Origin of the sequence: Candidatus Frankia alpina, assembly GCF_902806485.1 — a bacterium.
Lineage (GTDB): Bacteria > Actinomycetota > Actinomycetes > Frankiales > Frankiaceae > Frankia > Frankia alpina.
The window spans coordinates 48,839-67,648 of sequence record NZ_CADCWT010000005.1; the positions used below are offsets into that span (position 1 = coordinate 48,839).

Annotated in this window: 12 protein-coding genes; 6 read left to right on the forward strand and 6 right to left on the reverse strand. The window is 72.2% G+C overall.

Translation table 11 applies throughout. From position 1 onward, the window contains the following. Positions 1-339 precede the first annotated feature (339 nt). From G6R25_RS01680 to G6R25_RS01700, 5 genes are all read left to right on the forward strand, one after another. Positions 340-1,281 (forward strand): ABC transporter permease, encoded by a 942-nt coding sequence (locus G6R25_RS01680; RefSeq protein ID WP_163551381.1) that lies wholly within the window; start codon positions 340-342, stop codon positions 1,279-1,281. A 116-nt stretch (positions 1,282-1,397) separates the two neighbouring features. Further along, positions 1,398-2,915, forward strand: a complete 1,518-nt coding sequence (locus G6R25_RS01685) for an ABC transporter ATP-binding protein (protein ID WP_163551382.1) — start codon at positions 1,398-1,400, stop codon at positions 2,913-2,915. Then, entirely contained in the window at positions 2,912-4,327 is a 1,416-nt protein-coding gene (locus G6R25_RS01690; protein ID WP_163551383.1) for a glycosyltransferase family 2 protein, read from the forward strand. Before G6R25_RS01685 ends, G6R25_RS01690 begins: the two co-directional genes overlap by 4 nt. Beyond that, positions 4,324-5,955, forward strand: coding sequence for a glycosyltransferase (locus G6R25_RS01695; protein WP_163551384.1), 1,632 nt, complete (start codon positions 4,324-4,326; stop codon positions 5,953-5,955). Before G6R25_RS01690 ends, G6R25_RS01695 begins: the two co-directional genes overlap by 4 nt. 49 nt (positions 5,956-6,004) lie before the next feature. Then, positions 6,005-7,168, forward strand: a complete 1,164-nt coding sequence (locus G6R25_RS01700; RefSeq protein WP_163551385.1) for a glycosyltransferase family 4 protein — start codon at positions 6,005-6,007, stop codon at positions 7,166-7,168. 1,573 nt (positions 7,169-8,741) lie between these two features. Here G6R25_RS01700 and G6R25_RS01705 read toward each other — a convergent pair. The 5 genes from G6R25_RS01705 to G6R25_RS01725 form a co-directional block, all read right to left on the reverse strand. Then, the gene (locus tag G6R25_RS01705; RefSeq protein WP_235947074.1) at positions 8,742-10,442 is read right to left on the reverse strand and encodes a hypothetical protein; all 1,701 of its coding nucleotides are present in this window, start codon (positions 10,440-10,442) and stop codon (positions 8,742-8,744) included. A 228-nt stretch (positions 10,443-10,670) separates the two neighbouring features. Next, complete coding sequence (locus tag G6R25_RS01710) at positions 10,671-12,347, reverse strand: MDR family MFS transporter (protein ID WP_235947076.1); 1,677 nt, start codon at positions 12,345-12,347, stop codon at positions 10,671-10,673. 2 nt (positions 12,348-12,349) lie between these two features. Continuing rightward, positions 12,350-13,063: an acyl-CoA-like ligand-binding transcription factor gene (locus G6R25_RS01715; RefSeq protein WP_163551386.1), complete on the reverse strand. Its 714-nt coding sequence runs from the start codon at positions 13,061-13,063 to the stop codon at positions 12,350-12,352. A 393-nt stretch (positions 13,064-13,456) separates the two neighbouring features. After that, entirely contained in the window at positions 13,457-14,365 is a 909-nt protein-coding gene (gene rfbD, locus G6R25_RS01720; protein WP_205446777.1) for a dTDP-4-dehydrorhamnose reductase, read from the reverse strand. 93 nt (positions 14,366-14,458) lie between these two features. After that, on the reverse strand, positions 14,459-15,961 hold the full coding sequence (locus G6R25_RS01725; RefSeq protein ID WP_419469287.1) for an LCP family protein: 1,503 nt from the start codon (positions 15,959-15,961) through the stop codon (positions 14,459-14,461). Positions 15,962-16,357: 396 nt separating this feature from the next. Here G6R25_RS01725 and G6R25_RS01730 point away from each other — a divergent pair, with 396 nt between their 5' ends. Next, on the forward strand, positions 16,358-17,434 hold the full coding sequence (locus tag G6R25_RS01730; RefSeq protein ID WP_163551388.1) for a glucose-1-phosphate thymidylyltransferase: 1,077 nt from the start codon (positions 16,358-16,360) through the stop codon (positions 17,432-17,434). On the opposite strand, the gene G6R25_RS01735 is transcribed toward G6R25_RS01730, so the two are convergent. Then, the coding region (locus tag G6R25_RS01735) for a glycosyltransferase family 39 protein (RefSeq protein ID WP_235947078.1) at positions 17,366-18,810 on the reverse strand (1,445 nt) is incomplete at its 5' end. The genes G6R25_RS01730 and G6R25_RS01735 overlap by 69 nt on opposite strands.

Below are 18,810 nucleotides of genomic sequence, written 5' to 3' on the forward strand. Positions count from 1 at the left end.
GTCGATACTATGAACCCCGTTCCGGACACCGGCCACCGGACCGGGTCGCGGCGCCGGCTCGGTCCGGGCACGGTACCGTCACGATTCCGCCGGCAAGCGGGCCGGTTCGCCATCGAGCAGCATCGGTCATTCATCCGCGACCGGGACAACACCCTCGGTGGGCGGAGAGTACGACGGGCGTGTCCCGGCGCGTCTCCGGCCGGGGGCGCGCCGGGCCGGAGACGGTTCTCGGTACTGTCGGAACTCTGTCGTGTCGAGTGAGGAGCGGACAGGTGCAGCTCCAGCCACGCCGTGCCGGGGATCGGCGGCCTGACCTCCGGGAGACGGGAGGGACCGGCCGTGTCACATCTTGCTGACGCACCGCTGCCCGCCGGTACTCCGGTGGCCCCGTCCCCGCAGCAGGCGGGCCCCGGCTCGGGACCGCACGCGATGGACCCGAGCCGGCTGGCCCGCCGCAGCCGGGCGCAGACGAGGGTGCGTTGGGAACTGCTGCGCAATCTCATCCGCAAGGACCTGAAGGTCAAGTACAAGGGCTCCACGCTGGGCTTCGCCTGGTCGCTGGCGAACCCGATGCTCCTGCTCGTGGTTTACACGTTCGTCTTCCAGATCGTCCTCAAATCGGGAATTCCGCGGTTCGGCATTTACCTGATGTCCGGGCTGCTGATCTGGAACGCCTTCTCGGGCAGCGTGTCCTCGGCATGCGGCGCCGTCGTCGCGAACGCGAACCTGGTCAAGAAGGTGCGATTCCCACTCGCCGTGCTCCCGCTGTCAGCGGTCGGGTTCGCCGCCGTGCACTTCCTGCTCCAGCTGCTCGTGCTTTTCCTGGTGATCCTGATTCTCGGCTACAACCTGATCGGCCCCGAGCTGCTGCTGCTCATGCCGGCGGGTGCCGTCGCCATCACGTTCACGATCGCACTGTCGCTGCTGGTCAGCGCCCTGAACGTGCGCTACCGCGACACCTCTCACCTGCTCGACGTCGCCCTGCTCGCCTGGTTCTGGCTGAACCCGATGGTCTACGCCTTCGGCCTGATCCAGAACCGGCTGCACGAGTGGACCTGGGTGTACCTGCTCAACCCGATGGCGGTGGTGGTCATCACCTTCCAACGCGCGATCTACGATCCCGGGGGTAACTCCACCAGTTCGCCCCCTATCCAGGCAGACCTGGGATACGAGTTCTACCTGGAACATCTCGCCGTCGCAGGAGCGATCTCGATCGCCCTGCTCTGGGTCGGGTTCCACGTGTTCCGCACTATGCAGGCGGACTTCGCCGAGGATCTGTAGGTGAGCTCCCGGCGGCCCGGCGACGTTGTCGTCTGCCGCCGCGAGCCCTGGAGCCAGCACGCCGACCGCGGTGCGATCATGGTGAGACGTCCGCCGGCGGCCAGCAAGGAGTTGTAGTGGCCCGACACTCGTCCGCGTACCAGCGCGCAGCGGCCTCCCCACCGGGGGGCCGGCGCCCCGCGGCCCGGCGTGGCCCCGGCGACGGCGCCGCGCCGGTCGGCCCCGCCGCCCTGGACCCGACCACGCTGGACCCGACCACGCGCGACCCCACCACGCTGGCCCCGCCGTCCTACCCGAGCGTCGCGGTGCCGCCACCGGATCAGCTCGACCCCTGGGGCGTCCCCTGCGCCGGGGACAGCGCCGGTGTCGGGGACGGCGGCGCGGCGCCGGGCGGCGTGCCCGGCGCGGTCGTTCCCCTCGATGTGCCCAGGCCCATCGAGGCCGGCGAGGCCGACTCCGCCTCGGCGGTCGTCATCCAGGCGACCGGGGTGAGCAAGCGGTTCGTCTCGTACAGCAACCGCGCGACGAGCCTGAAGGAACGGTTCGTCCGCCGCGGTGGACCCGCCGGTGACGACTTCTGGGCGCTGCGCGACGTCGACGTGACGATCGGGCGCGGCCAAACGGTGGGGCTCGCCGGCGCGAACGGCTCGGGGAAGTCGACCCTGCTCAAGGTGCTCGCCGGCATCCTGCGCCCGACCAGCGGAGAGGTCTCGGTGCAGGGCCGGATCGCGTCGCTGCTGGAGCTCGGCGCCGGGTTCAACGGCGAGCTGTCCGGGCGGGACAACGTCTATCTCAACGCCTCGCTGCTCGGGCTGTCCAAGCGGGAGATCGACCGGCTGTTCGACTCCATCGTCGACTTCTCCGAGTTGCGACACAAGATCGACGACGACGTGAAGCACTACTCGTCCGGCCAGTACGTGCGCCTCGGCTTCGCCGTGGCCGTGCACGTCGATCCGGACGTGCTGCTGGTCGACGAGGTGCTCGCCGTCGGCGACGAGGCGTTCCAGCGCAAGTGCCTGGCCAAGATCGCCGAGTTCCGGGCGCAGGGGCGCACGATCCTGTTCGTCACGCACTCCCTCGACCTCATCGAGAACATGTGTGACCGGATCCTGCTCCTGGAGTCCGGCTCGCTGATCTACGACGGCAACCCGGCCGTGGGCACGAAGCTGCTGCGGCAGAAGCTGGGCAGCCTGTCGGCCGAGGGCCCGGTGTCGTGGGAGTACGCCACCGTCCGGCCCCAGTCGGTGGCCTTCAGCCTGGATCCCGGCGGGCTGCCGATGGTGCAGTACGACCCGGGCGAGCGGCTGACGGTCAGTGTCGAGCTCGACGTCACCGAGGGCGCGCCGGAGCGGATCTACCTGCACACCTACATCGTCGGGCAGAGCGAGGTGCCCATCTGGATGATGGAGACGCCGCCCGGTGGGCTCGCCGTCGGCCCCGGCCGGCACATCGTGGACTTCTCCATCCCGCACCTGCCTGAACTGCTCGGGGCGTTCGCCGTCAAGGTGCACGTCTCGGACGCCATCTCCGGCGCCCCGGTGACGACCCGCCGGTTCGAGGAGCTGTTCGGCGTCAGCGGCCCGCAGGCGGACGGGCTTCTCAAGGTCGACTACGAGGCGAGGCTGCGCGGATGACGGAGCGGAAGCAGACGGGAACCACCACCGGGCCGGGCGACGCCACGCCCGCGCAGCCGCTGGCGACCATCGTGATCGTCAACTGGAACGGGGCGCATCTCCTACCGGCCTGCCTCGACGGCGTCGCCAAGCAGGATGCCGGCTTCGCCTTCCAGACCTGGGTCGTCGACAACGCCTCCGCGGACGGCGCCCGGGAGCTGCTCGCCGAGCGGTACCCCTGGGTGCGCGTCGTGCCCTCGGACCGCAACCTCGGCTTCGCCGGCGGCAACAACCTCGCCCTGCGCCAGGTCACCACGCCGTACGCGGTGCTGGTGAACAACGACGCCATCCCCGAACCGACCTGGCTCGCGGCCCTGCTGGCGCCGTTCGACGAGCCCGGCGGCCAGCATCTCGGCGCCGCCACCGGCAAGGTCGTCTTCCTCCCCCGGTTCCTGCGGATGCGGTTGAGCACGCCCACCTTCGTGCCAGGCCCGCACGATTCCCGCGAGCTCGGCGTGCGGGTGTCGTCGGTGACGGTCGACGGGCGCGAGACACTGCGCGAGGTGCTCTGGGAGAAGCTGACCTACGGCGCCGAGGGACCGGCGAAGGCGCCGTACTTCTGGACCCGCGGAGACGGCGAACTGTGCATGCCGATCCCCGACGGTGGGCCGGTCACCCTCGGGTTCACCTGGGCGGCGGAGTCGCGCAAGCAGGTCGTGCTGAGCTGGGACGGCCCGACCGGTGCCGCCGACGGTGGCCGGGCGGAGCTGGCCGTCGGCCCCGAGTCGACGACGGTGACGCTCACCGTCGGCGGGGAGGCGCCGCGCGTCGACGTGGTCAACAACGTCGGCGGGATCGTGCTGACCGACGGCTATGGCGCGGACCGCGGCTACCAGCAGGTCGACACCGGCCAGTTCGACCAGCCGGAGGACGTGTTCACCGCCTGCGGCAACGGGATGGCCATCCGGTCGTCGCTGGGTCACGAGCTCGGCTGGTTCGACGACGCGTTCTTCCTCTACTACGAGGACACCGACCTGTCGTGGCGCATCCGGGCTCGCGGGTACACGATCCGCTACGTCCCGGGCGCGGTGCTGCGGCACATCCACTCGGCGTCGAGCGTCGAGTGGTCGCCGCTGTTCGTCTTCCACACCGACCGTAATCGGCTGCTGATGCTCACCAAGGACGCGACGGCGGCGCTGGCGCTGTCCGCGGTGCTGCGCTACCCGGCGACGACCGCCTCCATCGCGGTGCGCACCCTTCGCCAGGCCTGGCGGGGCCGCAGCCGGCCGGCGATCCGCCCGACGCTGCTGCGGCTGCGGGTATGCGGCTCCTACCTGCGTCTGCTGCCCGCGATGCTGCGGGCCCGCCGCGAGATCGGCCGGACGATCGCCGAGCGCCGGTCGAGCCTGCAGAGCTGGCTGGTTCCCCGATGAGCGAGCGCACGAGCGGCGCCACGGATCCCGCCGCGCCGGCCACCGCTGCCGCCGGCCCCGACGGGCACCCGGCGCGAGGGGTCCGCGCCGCCGTCTACAACCGGTTCTGGCACTCGATGGGCGGCGGGGAACGCCACAACGGCATGATCGCCCAGGTGTTGGCGGCCGAGGGCGCGAGCGTCGACATCCTCGGGCACTCCGAGGTCGACCTCGACCGGCTGGGCAGCCATCTCGGCCTGGATCTCGCCGGCTGCCGCTACGTCCGGCTGCCGGACCGCGGCGAGGAGGCCATCGCGGCGGTGTCCGCGGGCTACGACCTGTTCGTCAACGGCTCGTACATGAGCCGCATCGCGCCGCAGTCCCGGCGCTCGGCGTACCTGTGCTTCTTCCCGACGCCCTTCGACCACGACATGGCGGCCTGGCGCAAGGCCGCGGTGCGCACCGCCGGCCCGCTGCTGCGCGGGATACGCCCGGCGGTCAGCTTCGGGCAGGGCTGGTACCCGCCGGAGGGCGGCCGCCGCCGGCAGTGGACCTGGACCAACGGGTCGGGCATCCTCGCCGTGAGTCCAGGCGAGCGGCGCACCCTGCGCGCCGACATCGGCCGCCCCGGCGCGCCGGCCGGCACGTCGCTGCGGGTCCTCGACGCGGGCGGCGGAGTACTGGCCAAGCTGGAGATCGGCGCCGACTTCGCCCCGTTCGAGGTGCCGCTGCCGCCGACCACGGACGGCACCGAGCTCACCCTGGTCAGCGACGCGTTCTCGCCGGGCGACGCGGACGTGCGCGAACTCGGTGTCGCGGTGAGCCGGCCGCGGGTCACCGACGGCGACGAGGGGCCGATCGCCCGCCTGCCGCTGCGCTTCCCCTGGCTGCTGCGGGACCCGGCGGACCTGGCCTACCTCGACGGCTACGACGTGGTCATGGCCAACTCGCAGTTCACCCAGGGCTGGATTCGGCGGCTGTGGAAGCGGGAGGCCGACGTGCTGTTCCCGCCGATTCAGGTGCAGCGGCTGCACCCGGCACCGGCCCGGGAGAAAGCCGTCATCACCGTCGGGCGGTTCTTCGCACCGGGGCTGGGGCACGCCAAGCGGCAGCTGGAGATGGTCCAGTGGTTCGGTGCGCTCTACCGCGCCGGCGACCTGCCGGGCTGGACGATGCATGTCGTCGGCGGCTGCGAGGACTCCCAGCTGCCCTACCTCGAACTGGTCCGCGCCGCCGGGGCCGGACTGCCGGTGCAGATCCACCCGAACGCGCCGCGGGCGCAGGTCGAGCACCTGCTGTCGACCAGCTCGGTGTTCTGGTCGGCGACCGGCTACGGCGAGGACGACCGGCGCCGCCCCTGGACGGCGGAGCACTTCGGGATGACCACCGTCGAGGCGATGGCCGGCGGCTGCGTGCCCGTCGTCATCGACCGCGCCGGGCAGCGGGAGATCGTCCGGCATGGCGTCGACGGCTATCGGTGGACCGGCCCCGAACAGGTCGCCTCCTTCACCCGCCGGTTGGCCGCCGAGGACGGCCTGCGCGGCCGGCTCGCCGCCGCGGCGATCGAGCGAGCCCAGACCTTCTCCGATGACGCCTTCGCCCGCCAGTGGCGCGACATCGCCGAGGGCCGCCGGCTCTACCAGAGCTGACCGGGACCCGCACGTGTGGCATCGGCGTGACAGCGGCAGGAGCCACCGGATGAGGATCGTGCTCGACGGCACGCCGCTGCTCGGGCGGCGCACCGGCGTCGGCCGCTACACCGAGCACCTGCTGGCCGGCCTCGCCCGCCTCGACACCTCCTGGGACCTGGCGGCGACCGCCTTCACCTGGCGCGGGCTGAACGAGCTCGCCGAGAGCCTGCCGGCGGGGGTGCGCCCGGCCGCCCGCCGGGCGCCGGCGCGGCTGCTGCAGGACGCCTGGATCCGCGGCGAGCATCCGCCGGTGGAATGGCTCACCGGCGCCGCGGACGTCGTCCACGGGACGAACTTCGTGCTCCCGCCGCTGCGCCGGGCCCGCGGCGTGCTCACCATCCACGACCTGTCCTACCTGCGGACCCCGGACACGGTCACCGCGGCGTCCGCCCGCTACAGCGATTTCGTTCCACGCGGGCTGCGCCGCGCCGCGGCCGTGCTGACCCCGAGCCGGGCCGTCGCCGAGGAGGTCATCGCCGCCTACCGGCTTGACCCGGCGCTGGTCACCCCCACCCCGCTCGGCGTCGACGACGCCTGGTTCACCACCCCGCCGCCGACGGCCGCCTGGCTGCAGGCGCACGGCCTGCCCGAGCGGTACCTGCTCTTCGTCGGCTCGGTCGAACCCCGTAAGAACCTGCCGGTCCTGCTGGAGGCGGTCCGCCGGCTGCACGCGGCGAAGCTCGGCGCCCCCCCGCTGGTGCTCGTGGGACCGCCGGGGTGGGGGCCGACCCTCGACCTGGCCGGGCTGCCCGCCGGCAGCGTGATCATCGCCGGTTACCTCGACGCCGAGCAGCTTCGGGCGACGGTCGCGGGCGCCGGCGTGCTGTGCTTCCCGTCGCGCTACGAGGGCTTCGGCCTACCGCCCCTGGAGGCGCTCGCCGCCGGCACCCCGGTCGTCGCCGCCGACATCCCGACCGTCCGGGAGGTCACCGGAGCCCTGCTCGCTCCCGCCGACAGCCCGTCCGGCAGCCCGTCCGCCGGCAGCCCGGTGCGGCTGGTCCGGCAGGCCGACCGGGACTCGTTCGCCGACGACCTCGCCGAGGCGATCCTCGCCCTGCTCTCCTCCCCCGGCGACGCCGAGGCCGGCCGCACCCACGCCCGCGCCTTCACCTGGCGGCGCACCGCGGAGCTCACCGCGGCCGTCTACCGCCGGGTCGCCGAGCTTCCATAGGGCAACGGCGAGCAGCACCCCGCCGACGATCGCGCAGCCCGCCAGGACCGACAGGCCGACCCACGCCGAGCCGGACCCGGCGATCGCCCAGGCGGCGCGCAGCCGATCGGGCAGGGCGAGCCCAGCGAGGGCGGACCGCTTCCACGCCAGCTCCCGCCCGACGAGCACCAGCGTGCAGGCCGCCATCGCCGCGACGACGGCCACGGTCGGCAACCCGCGCCGGCCCAGCGGCAGGGCCCGGCAGGACGCGGCGACGCCGATCGCGAGCACCGGCGCCATCGGCAGCAGGTAACGGGTGAACGACGCCCCACCGGCGGCCACGTATCCAACCAGGGTCGCGACGGCGAGCAGGCAGTGCGCGGCCAGCAGGAACCACCCGACGGCCGCACCGCCGCTGCCGCCCGGACCGAACGCGGACCGCCTGAAGGCACCCCCGGCAGACGGGCGCCGGATGCACGCACGCACGGCCGCCGCGGCCAGACCGACGCCGGTGACCACCGCGACGCCGACGGCGACCTGCTCGGCGTGACCGGTGACGAGCGTGGGCCGGCCGAAGAACCCGCGGTAGACGTACCACCACAGATCCCCGTCGCGCAGCACCTGCCAGACCGAGGGGTGCGCCCCGCCGCCCAGCGGGAACATGTCCGCGATCCGCCCAGAGGCGGTGGGATCCCCGTAACGGCGCTGATTGCGCAGGTAGAACCAGCCGACGGCGGCGACGGCGAGGGCGAGCAGCGCACCGGCGGCGGCCAGGCCCCGGCGGACCCGGCTGCCCGCCGCGTGCAGCGCGACGGCGGCGGCGACGGCGGGCACCACGGCGACGAGGGCCACCGCACCGCTGGCCCTGCTGGCCGCCGCGGCCGGCCCGAGCACCGCGAGACCCGCCAGGATGCGTGGCCGCGGCCCGCCGCGAGCAAGGGCGACGGTCACCGCGAGCAGCCCCGTCACCGTCGCCATCGCCAGGGTGTCGTTGTAGATCTGCCCGGAGGTGACGACGACCAGCCCGACGGTCCCCATGACCGCCGCCGCCCCGACCGCAACACCCGGCCGTCTCGGCAGCAATGCGCGACACAGCGCCGCCGTCGCGACGACGACGCCCACGCCGAGCAGCACGTTGACGACACGGGCGGCGCGGAATCCAGCCAACGGATGGCCCGACGCCGCGCCGACCCCCAGCGGAACGGCCTCCACCGCGTAGAACAACGGTGGATGGTTGGCGGTGTAGACAAGATCGAAATTGGATAGCGGCCGGCCGAGGCGCACCCCACAGAGCCCGTCGGCGTGCGCATCGACCGCGGCCCGGGTCCGCGCGGGCGAGGCCCGGCAGCTCGCCGGCAGGCCCGGCATACCGGGCACTCTCGAGCGCACCGGGGTGTCGAGCTGCGGCAGCGAACCATGGGCGAGCTCGAGGGCGTACGCCGTGTGCTGCGCCTCGTCGGCGCTGGTGAACGGCGGGACCACCGCGGCGACGAGCAGACCCAGCGAGCCGAAGATCAGACCGGCCGCGGCCACCCCGACCACGAACCACCACCGCCCCGCCACCGATATGACGGTAACGCCCGGCCCGCGCCGGCTATGCGGCGGTTCGCCGCCGCAGCGCGGCGACGAACGCGCTCGCACCGATGATCGCGGCCAGGGCGATCGGCCCGATGACCGCGCCGAGGTAGCGGTAGTCGAAGCCGGAGGTGACCGCGGACAGCCCCAGCGTCGACACGCCCGAGCCGGCCGCCAGCCAGAACAACCGGCCGACCACGTCGGGCCGGTCGACCGGCCGCCCGATTCCGCGCCGCCGCGCCGCCCGCCGGGCCCGGATCGCCCGGCCCGCCGTAAGCAGCGACGCCGCCACGCCCGCCAGCAGGCCCAGGCCGACCAAGGGCATCGGGGCGTAGGAAAGCCGGGACCAGGCGGCGAGCAGGCCGGCCGGCGGCGAGTGCACCGCCGTGGCGACGAAGTAGCCGTCGTCGGCGTGGGCATCGTCCGGGGCCAGCACGTTGGTGCCGCGAGTCGGCAGCTCCCAGGTGTCCACCCGGGACGTCTGCGGGGTCTCGTAGGGGACCGGGTACAGGTAGCCGGCGAGGTAGCGGGCCGAGGACGTGACGAGCGCCCACGGCTGCTCGCGCACCACCTCGTGGGCGAACGTCCCCGCGAGGTCCTCCCGCCCCGGCGGGATCTGCCGGTGGCCCTGGCGCAGCGGCGAGTCGGCGGGCCACAGGTAGCGGACCGGGGAGCCTCGCTCGTCGGTGGGCCGCGGGTCGCACAGCGTGCGCAGGTCCGCACGAAAGATCGTCGAGCAGTCGGCGAACGGCGCCACCCGCCCGTACAGGAAGAACCCGGAATGGGCGGACACCGCGAAGCCCTTGCCCTCGGCCGCACTCCAGCCTGCGTAGGCGCTCACCGGCACGGCGGCCGCCACCACGAACGCGAGGACGGGGGCCACCGCCCGCACCGGCGCCCGGTCGCCGCGCGCGGCGACCGCGTCGGCCACCAGCACAACGACGGCGACCGCCAGCGGCCCGTAGCCCACGGTCCGCACACACAGCGCCGCGCCCAGCAGCAGCCCGGCACCCGCGGCCGCGACGGCCCGGGGCCGATCCCAGCCCGCCAGCACCGCGACGCCGGCCGAGACGAGCACCCCGAACAGACTGTCCGCCAGCACGAACTGGCCCAGGTCCAACACCCACGGCGCGAGCAACGCGGGGGCCGCGGCGAGCGCGGCCAACCAGGGCCGGCGGACCGCGCGCAGCGCCACCGCGTAGAGCGCCACCGCGACGGCCAGGGTCAGCAGGTGCTGCACGACCACGATCCGGGTCACATGGCTGGGACCGTCGAGGATCCGCAGGAAGATCGGATAGCCGGACGGCCGCCAGTCCCCCGGCCACAGATCGCGCCAGGCCTGGTCCAGATAGGCGGCGGAGTCTCCCAGATACATCAGCGCCGGCGGGTAGGCGACCAGCACCAGCACCCGGGCGGCGACCGCGACGGCGAACAACCCGCAGAACACGGCGTGCCGACGACCACCTCGCCGACTCCGTCCGAGGACGGTCCGCAGCAGCCCGACCCGCCGGACCGGCGAGGCATCAACGGGTTCGCCAGTGGCACCAGCACCAGCGCCGGCACCGGCGGACGGGACGGCGCCGGCGGACGGGGCGGTTTCGGGCGAGCCGGCCTGGGTCGGCACGGAGCGGGCGGGCCCTACAGGGCGGACGCATCCGGTGTCGTCGCGGCCGCCGCCGGCCTCGAAGGCCTCGCCCGGTGCCTGGCTGACGTTACCCATCAGCCGCAAGTCTCGCAGGCCACCCGCCCGTCACCCGCGGCCGCACCGGGTCATCGGCCGCACCGGGCGTATTGCGGCACGTTGGGCACGGTTTTCGGCCTGGGACCGTACCCAACGCACCGCAACCGGCGGCATTCCCCGAGGGGACGGGCGAGTCAGGCGGCGGCGCGTTCGAGGATGTGCGACTCGCCGGTCGAACCCAGCCCGATCACGTGGGTCAAGCCCGGGCTAGTGAAGAATCTTCGCCGCGTCCTGAGGGCCGCCCGACTCCGGCGCACCGGCTTCACCGGCAACGACGGCCGGGGTGACGACGTCAGGGGCCGCGGCGACGTCCGCGACCGGAGCGGCGGTGTCGACGGTGTGGCGCATGCGGATTTCCGGGAGCAGCCAGGTCAGGGCGAAGGCGACCAGGCCAATCGGCACCGCGACCAGGAAGACCGTCTGCATCGAGTCCGAGAACGCCTGAACGAAGCCGTCGCGGATGTCCGGCGGCAGGGCGTCGAGGACCTTCGGGCTGATGTTCGCCCCGGACGCGGCGAGGCCGGGCGGCAGCGGCAGGCCCGCCAGCTGATCGTTGATGTTGCCGGCCAGCACGTTCGCGAAGATTGCCCCGAAGACGGCCGTACCGAACGAGCCACCGATGGAGCGGAAGAAGGTGGCACCCGAGGTCGCCACGCCCATCTGCCGGTGGTCGACGGAATTCTGCACGGCAATGACGAGCACCTGCATCACCGAGCCGATCCCGACGCCGAGCACGAACATCGACAACGCAAGCTGCCAGGTGGCGATGTCGGGGCTGATGAACGACAGCAGGAACAGGCCGATCGACATCACCGCGGTGCCGACGATCGGGAAGACCTTGTACCGGCCCCACTTGCTGATCAGCCGGCCGGAGGTGATCGAGCTGATCAGCAGCCCGCCCATGACCGGCAGCATCTGCAGGCCGGACTCGGTCGGGTCGACGCCCTTGACCACCTGGAGGAACAGCGGCAGGAAGATGCTCGCACCGAACATCGCGAAGCCGACGACGAAGCCGATGGCACCGGCCGCCGAGAACACCCGGTTGCGGAACAGCGACAGCGGCAGGACGGGCTCAGACGCCCGGCGCTCGGCGAAGACGAACGCGACGAGCAGCACGGCACCCGCGACACCCATGCCGATGATCTCCGGCGAGCCCCAGCCGTAGGTGGTGCCGCCCAGGCTCGTCAGCAGCACCAGGCTGGTGGTCGCCACGGCCAGCAGCACGGTGCCGAGATAGTCGATCACGTGCTTGATCCGGTTTTTCGTCGCCGGCAGAGCCAGCGCCGTGACCACCAGGGCGACCGCGCCGACCGGCAGGTTCACGTAGAAGACCCACCGCCACGACAGGTGGTCGACGAACAGCCCGCCGAGCAGCGGGCCGATCACCGACGACACGCCGAACACGGCGCCGAACAGGCCCTGGTAACGGCCACGGTCGCGGGGCGGCACCAGGTCACTGATGATGGTCATCGCGCCGATCATCAGGCCGCCGCCGCCGAGGCCCTGCAGGGCGCGGAAACCGATGAGCTGGCCCATCGACGTGCTGGCGCCGGCGAGGACGGAGCCCACGAGGAACAGCACGATCGACACCTGGAAGAGGATCTTTCGTCCATACAGGTCACCGAGCTTGCCCCACACCGGCGTCGACACCGTGGAGGCGAGCAGGTAGGCGGTGACCACCCAGGACAGGTGGGTCGCCCCACCGAGATCACCGACGATCGTCGGCAGCGCCGTCGACACGATTGTCTGGTCCAGCGAGGCCAGCAGAATCCCCAGGAGCAGGGCTCCCATGATGATCCACAGCCGGCGCTTGTCGGCGACCTGCGCCGCGGACGCGTCGGCCGGGAGCTCGACGCCGGAGGCGGACGCCTGGGCCTGGGCCATGACTAGCTCTCCTCGTGCTCGGGGCGGACGGTACAGGGGTCCGTCGTTGTCATCGGTGCAGCTCCTCTGGAGGATTCGTGCGGTTGCGGGGGCGGCAGGCCACGGGCCAGGCTGTCGAACGCCTGGCCGAGCACCTCGACCAACGGAGCGCCCGGGAACTCCTGCCAGCGCACCGACAGGGTGCGCACGACCGCCAGCACCGCAGCGACCAGCACCGCGGGATACGGGTCGCGGGCCGGATCGAGGCCGCAGCGCCGGCCGGCGGCCTCGGCGAGCGCGTTCTCGTAGGAGCTCCAGCTCGCCGCATTGGCCGCCATCAGGTGTGGATGCCGCCGGATGATCGCAAGCCGGAGCGGCCAGAGGTCGGCCTGTTCGGGTGCGACGAGCGCGGCCCGCTGCAGCATGACCTCGCGCAGGGCCTCCAACGGACTCTCGTCGGCGCGCCGGGCGGAAACCGCCTCGGTGATCTCGCGGATGTCCTCCGGGTCGAGGCCGACGATCGCCTCGTCCTTGGTGGGGAAGTAGTTGAAGAAGGTCCGGGTGGAGACCTCCGCCGCGGCGGCGATCTCGTCGACGGAGACTCCGTCCAGCCCGCGCTCGGCGACGAGCCGGATGGCCGCCATCCGCAGTGCGCGACGGGTCCGCTGCTTCTTGCGTTCCCGCAGGCCCAGCTCCGCCGGCTCCATGGTCGCCCGGCTGGTGCCTGCCTGCGGCATCGTTCCCCCCAGCCTGACGTCGAATCGGATGCAGCAACTACAACCTTATAGTCTCTGCATTTATTCAACATCTGCAATAATCTCTGAACGTAGTCAGCCATACACAGAGGGACTCGTTCGACTTTTGCACCGTCCGTCATCGATTCAATGCAAAATCGTGCCGAGGCTCAGTAGCCGAGGCTCAGTAACGGATTCCTGGCCTGGAACCGTGCTGTGGCCTCGACATGACCTGACCGCTATCTGTCCAGGAGACCCGGGCCAGCCTGGTGGGCGGCGCAGCGACGTGTGCCGGCGTTGGTGGCCGGGGCCCTGATGCCAGCCGGGGCGGCGGATCTGCTCGGCCAGGCAGGCCCCCGCCCCGAGAGCAGGAGCAGGAGCGGGAGCAAGGCGCAGTCAGCCGCGCAGGTCGTCGCCGGCGAGGGTGAAGGCAGCGTGCAGGGCCTCGCCCCAGGGACGCAACGGGGCGAGGCCCGCGTCCGTCCATGATCGCGTGGAGAGCACGGAGTAGGCCGGCCGTGCGGCGGGCCGGGGGAAGGAATCCGTGGTCGTCGCGCTGACCGTGGCCGGGTCGAGCCCGATCTCCGCCATGATCTGGCGGGCGAATCCGTACCAGGTCGTCTCGCCGGTGTTCGTGCAGTGGTAGACCCCGGGCGGCGCCGACGAGGCGACGAGGTCCAGTAGACCGGCGGCCAGGTCGGCCGACCAGGTCGGCGAGCCGGTCTGGTCGGCCACGACCGAGACCGCCCCGCGCTCCCGGGCCAGCCGGCTGATCGTCTTGACGAAGTTGCCGCCCGTCCGGCCGTACACCCAGGCGGTGCGGACGACATACGACGACGCCGGCAGCAGGGCCCGCACGGCCCCCTCTCCCGCGAGCTTGGTCCGGCCGTACGCGCAGGCCGGGCCGGTCTCATCCCCGGTCTCGTAGGGCTTCGTCGCCCGGCCGTCGAAGACGTAGTCGGTGGACAGGTGCACCAGTGTGGCGTCGACCTCGGCGCAGGCGGCGGCGAGATGCGCGGGCCCGGTGGCATTGGCGGTGTAGGCCCCGGGCTCGTCGGTCTCCGCGCCGTCGACGTCCGTCCAGGCCGCAGTGTTGATCACGACGAGGCCGCCCTGGATCTTCGCCGGCCGAGCCTGGTCACGCAGGACGGCACGGACCCGCGCCGGATCGGTGATGTCCAGCTCGGCCCGGCCGAGGCCCGCCCAGGCCCGCACGGGAGAATCCGGTTCGGCCAGCCGGGCCTCGAGCAGCCGGCACAGGTCGGCGCCGAGTTGTCCGGCGGCACCGGTCACGAGAACGCGCACGGCCAGAGTCTGGCAGACCGGCGGCTATACATCGCGGCGCCCTCCGCTGCGCCGCACCGACCGGCACCCAGGTCGATCGGGCGGGCGTGGCGATCAGTAGGTGCAACGCGAGGTGAGCTCGGCGGCGGTCGTCGCGGGGGCGGGGACGGGGGTAGGGACAGGGGCGGCCGTCACGCTGGCTGCGCCCGCTTGTGAGCCCGGGGCCGTCGGCGCTGTGGCGCTGCCGGCGGACGCCGCCGCAGCGGTGATCGTGTCCACCTCGAAGGCGGTGCCGAGAACGAGGCTGACCCGGCCAGCGGGGACGGCGGCGTCCTGCTGCAGCCGGCTGCCGGGCACAGCGGCCTGGACCGTCCGGGCAGCATCCGCCGCGCCCGGGTGGTACCGCACCTGCGTGGTGTGCAGGACGGCGGCACGCCAGGTCCGCGCCGGCCCGACCTGGAAGCCGGCCCGTTCCAGCGCGGTGGCGGCCGAGGTGGCCAGGCCGCTGACCCCGGCGCCGTTGTAGACGTCGACGGCCACCTTCGCCGGGGGCATCGTCGGCGACGGGCTCACCGTCGGCACCGCGGCCCGGCCGGGCCGGCCCCGCAGCGGCGCGAGGAACCTCTCCAGCGTGATGGACTCGTAGAGCTGGACGGAACCGAAGCGGGGCAGCTCACCGAGCGCGTTGCCCCCCTCGGCGGCGGTGGGCGCGTGCACCGGGATCGTCTCGAACTGGATCTGATCGGCGGACATGCCGCGCAGCCGCGCCGCGAGCGCCCGCAGGTCGTTGATGCTCGTGCCGTCGTCGACGGTGAGCGCCTTCGTCGCCGCATGCAGCAGGTTCTCCAGCCGCACCGGGTTGGTGAGCACACCGGACGAGGTCGCCTGCGTGAACACCGCGCCGATGAACTGCTGCTGGCGACGGATGCGGTCGAAGTCGTTGTCCGGCAGGCCGTGGCGTTGCCGCACGAATGCCAGCGCCTGCTCCCCCGACAGCCGGTTCTCGCCGACCCGGCCACGCCACTGCGACCACGGGTCGTACAGGTTCGACTTGCCCCCGCCGGGCAACGGCCTGACGCACACGGCGACCCCGCCGACGGCGTCGGTCATCTCCTTGAAGCCGGCGAGATCGATCGAGACATAATGATCGATCTTGATGTCGGTCAAATTCTCGATTGTCCTGATCAACAGGCTGGGGCCACCGAGAGTGATCGCCGAGTTCAGTTTGCCGCGGCCGTGCCCGGGGATGCGCACCAGCGTGTCGCGGGGAAAGGAGACCATCGTGGTCGTCCCGTTCGCGGCCAGATGGGCGAGCATGGTGGTGTCCGACCGCTCGTCGGTCACCGCCCCCCCGCTCTCGTACTCACCGCCGGTGCCGGCCCGGCTGTCCGAACCGACCAACAGGTAGTTGCGGTTGCCGGCGGCGGCGTCTGCCGGCCGGTCGTCACCGAGGCCGAGCCGGATGCGGTGAATCTGCGCCCCGAAGTACTCGTAGGCGGTCCAGCCACCGATCGTGGTCATGAGGATGAGGGCCGAGAGCGCGCCGGCGAGCAGCACCAGCAGCCGGCCCAGCGGCGAACGCTCCCGACGGGTGTCGTGCACGATGTGGGCCGCCAACGCCGCTCGGCGAGACCCGGCGGGGCGGTGGACGCGGGTCCGCCGGCGTGATCGCCCGATACGACCGCCCGTCTGCGGATCGCCTGGTAGGCGCGACGGCGCCTCGGTCACCGTGTCCCCCTCCCAGGCGACTGGCAGATGCGTCGCGGGTATGGCGCAGCCGCCCGGCCGGTCTACGTCCCGGCCAGCTGGCCGTAGCGAACCCTTCGACTACTCAACGTACCCGTATCGAATGGCCCGCACCCGTCACCCACCCGATGCCATAGGAAAGACGGGCCCCCGATGGGGACTTTCAACACCTCATCAGGGCAAAGGAGATCAGCTCAATCCGGCAACAGCCGCCACACCTATAGTTACTTTCGGTTAGTTCAAAACGACGCGATAGAGTTCCGGATCATGAAGGCCCTCGTCCTCGCCGGCGGCTCGGGAACGCGTCTGCGGCCGATCACGCACACGTCCGCCAAGCAGCTTGTCCCCGTAGCGAACAAACCGGTGCTCTTCTACGGCCTTGAGGCCATCCGGGACGCCGGGATCGTCGACGTCGGGATCATCGTCGGCGAGACAGCCGCCGAGATCGAGGCGGCGGTCGGTGACGGGTCCGCGTTCGGGATCCGTGTGACCTACATCCGTCAGGACGCGCCGCTCGGGCTCGCGCACGCGGTGCTCATCGCCCGCGATTTCCTCGCCGACGAGCCGTTCGTCATGTACCTCGGGGACAACCTCATCATCGGCGGCATCGCCGGCCTGGTGACGGAGTTCCGGCGAACCACCCCGGACGCGCTGATCCTGCTGACGAAGGTGGACAACCCGTCCGCCTTCGGCGTCGCCGAACTCGGTGCGGAGGGCCGCATCATCCGGCTCGTCGAGAAGCCACTCGTCCCGCCGAGTGATCTCGCGCTCGTCGGCGTCTACATGTTCGGCACCGTCGTGCACGAGGCGGTGCGGTCGATCAAGCCGTCAGCCCGCGGTGAACTGGAGATCACCGAGGCCATCCAGTGGCTGGTGGACGGCGGCCACGAGGTCGCCTCCCACCTGGTCGAGGGCTACTGGAAGGACACCGGCCGGCTGGCCGACATGCTGGAGACCAACCGGCACCTGTTGGAGTCGATCGAGCCGGCGGTCCGCGGCACCGTGGACGCCGACAGCTCGATCGTCGGCCGAGTCGTGATCGAGGACGGCGCCTCGCTGGTCCGCTCCACCGTGCGGGGCCCGGCCATCATCGGGCGCGGTACCACCCTGGTCGACGCCTACGTGGGCCCGTTCACCTCGATCTTCCATTCCTGCACCATCGAACGGACCGAGATCGAGTACTCGATCGTCCTGGAGCGGGCCACGATCCGCGGGATCGGGCGCATTGAGGATTCGCTGATCGGTCGGGACGTCGAGGTCGTGCCCTCGGCCGCCCTACCCAAGGCGCACCGGCTCATGCTGGGCGACCACTCCCGCGTCTCCGTCGCCACGACGGGGACCTGACCCCACCGGCGGCGCAGCGGAGCCCTGCCGCCGGGCCTGGGTCCCGGCGGCGGCGATGGTCCCGGCGAGCAGCAGGGCGGTCAGGACGAACACGGCGATCGTCACTCCGACGGGGAACGGCGCCCAGCGTCCGATGGCCGACACCACGTCCGGGATCCGCGCCGGGGTGAACGACACCCGGCGCGGCAACCAGTAGTAGGAGCAGATGGCGAGCAGGGCCGCGCCCTGCATGAGCAGCGCCCCGACCAGCAGGACCAGCGGTGCCAGCCGTTCACGTCCGGGCAGTGCCCAACGCAGGCCGAGGGCGACCACGACCCCCAGCCCGACCAGACCGAGGTAGAGATACCGGCCCTGGACGGCGATCCCGCGGGTGTACCGCTGGTACTCCGCCCAACTGCGCTGGCCGACCTCGAGGTACGCGAACGCCACCGGCAGCAGCAGGACCACCACCGCGGCGGCCTGCAACGACCACTCGGCCCGCCCGGCCCGGCGGCGACCGGTGACCGCCGTCATGCAAAGCCCGACGACGGCGACCGTGGCAAGCACGATCGCGATCGGGGAAAGCTGTGGCGGCTCGAACATCCCGAGGCCACCCCAGAATCTCGAGATCATCGTGCGGAAGAAGTACCAGAACCAGGTCAGGAACGAGTCGGGGAGCAGTAGCGGCTCCCGCCTCGGCGGGTTGGTCGCCCAGCCGTTGGGCTGCACGGCGTCGTACAGCAGGTAGTTACGGACCCACCACCAGCCACCGAGCGCAAGGCCGAGGCCGACTGCGAGCAGCGCGGGAATCCAGGGCATGGACGCCACCGCCGCCCGTAGCCGGCGCCACAAACCCACGCCGGACCCCGCCGCTTCCGCATCACGCCGCCACCACCCGACCAGATACGCAGCGACGATCATCGCCGGCAGGGTGAGCGCGAACGCCTTGGACAGCAGCGCGAGCCCCAGCCACAGACCGGCCCACAGTGCGGTGCGCCGCCGCAGGTCGCCACGCAGCACCCCAGCCAGGACCACGGTGAGCCCGCCGGTGGTGAGCATGAGGATGCCGTCGTTGTTGAAGGTGGCGCCGACCCGGGTGAAACCGGGGATGGCCAGCGGCAGGGCGGCCGCGGCGAGCGCCGAGGGCTCACCGAGACCGAAGCGGCGGGCGGCGAGCCAGGCTAGCAGCGGCAACGGCGCGACGATCAGGATGTTCAGCAGGCGCAGCACGAAGACCTGCTGGTCGTAGGCCCAGTCGCCGGAGCCGGGCAGGGCGCGCAGCAGGACCGCCCCGGCCGCGTAGATCAGCGGCGGATGCTGCACCATCTGGTTGGACAGGCGTCCGTCGTCGACCGGCGTCGGGCCGTCGAGGCCGTCGAGGCCGTCGAGGCCGTCGA

What these genes read in the sequence shown, in the direction of transcription:
- G6R25_RS01690 (WP_163551383.1), top strand. Translation starts at nt 2,912, where the DNA reads ATGACGGAGCGGAAGCAGACGGGAACCACCACCGGGCCGGGCGACGCC.
- G6R25_RS01695 (WP_163551384.1), top strand. Translation starts at nt 4,324, where the DNA reads ATGAGCGAGCGCACGAGCGGCGCCACGGATCCCGCCGCGCCGGCCACC.
- G6R25_RS01700 (WP_163551385.1), top strand. Translation starts at nt 6,005, where the DNA reads ATGAGGATCGTGCTCGACGGCACGCCGCTGCTCGGGCGGCGCACCGGC.
- G6R25_RS01705 (WP_235947074.1), bottom strand. Translation starts at nt 10,442, where the DNA reads ATGGGTAACGTCAGCCAGGCACCGGGCGAGGCCTTCGAGGCCGGCGGC.
- G6R25_RS01710 (WP_235947076.1), bottom strand. Translation starts at nt 12,347, where the DNA reads ATGGCCCAGGCCCAGGCGTCCGCCTCCGGCGTCGAGCTCCCGGCCGAC.
- G6R25_RS01715 (WP_163551386.1), bottom strand. Translation starts at nt 13,063, where the DNA reads ATGCCGCAGGCAGGCACCAGCCGGGCGACCATGGAGCCGGCGGAGCTG.
- G6R25_RS01730 (WP_163551388.1), top strand. Translation starts at nt 16,358, where the DNA reads ATGAAGGCCCTCGTCCTCGCCGGCGGCTCGGGAACGCGTCTGCGGCCG.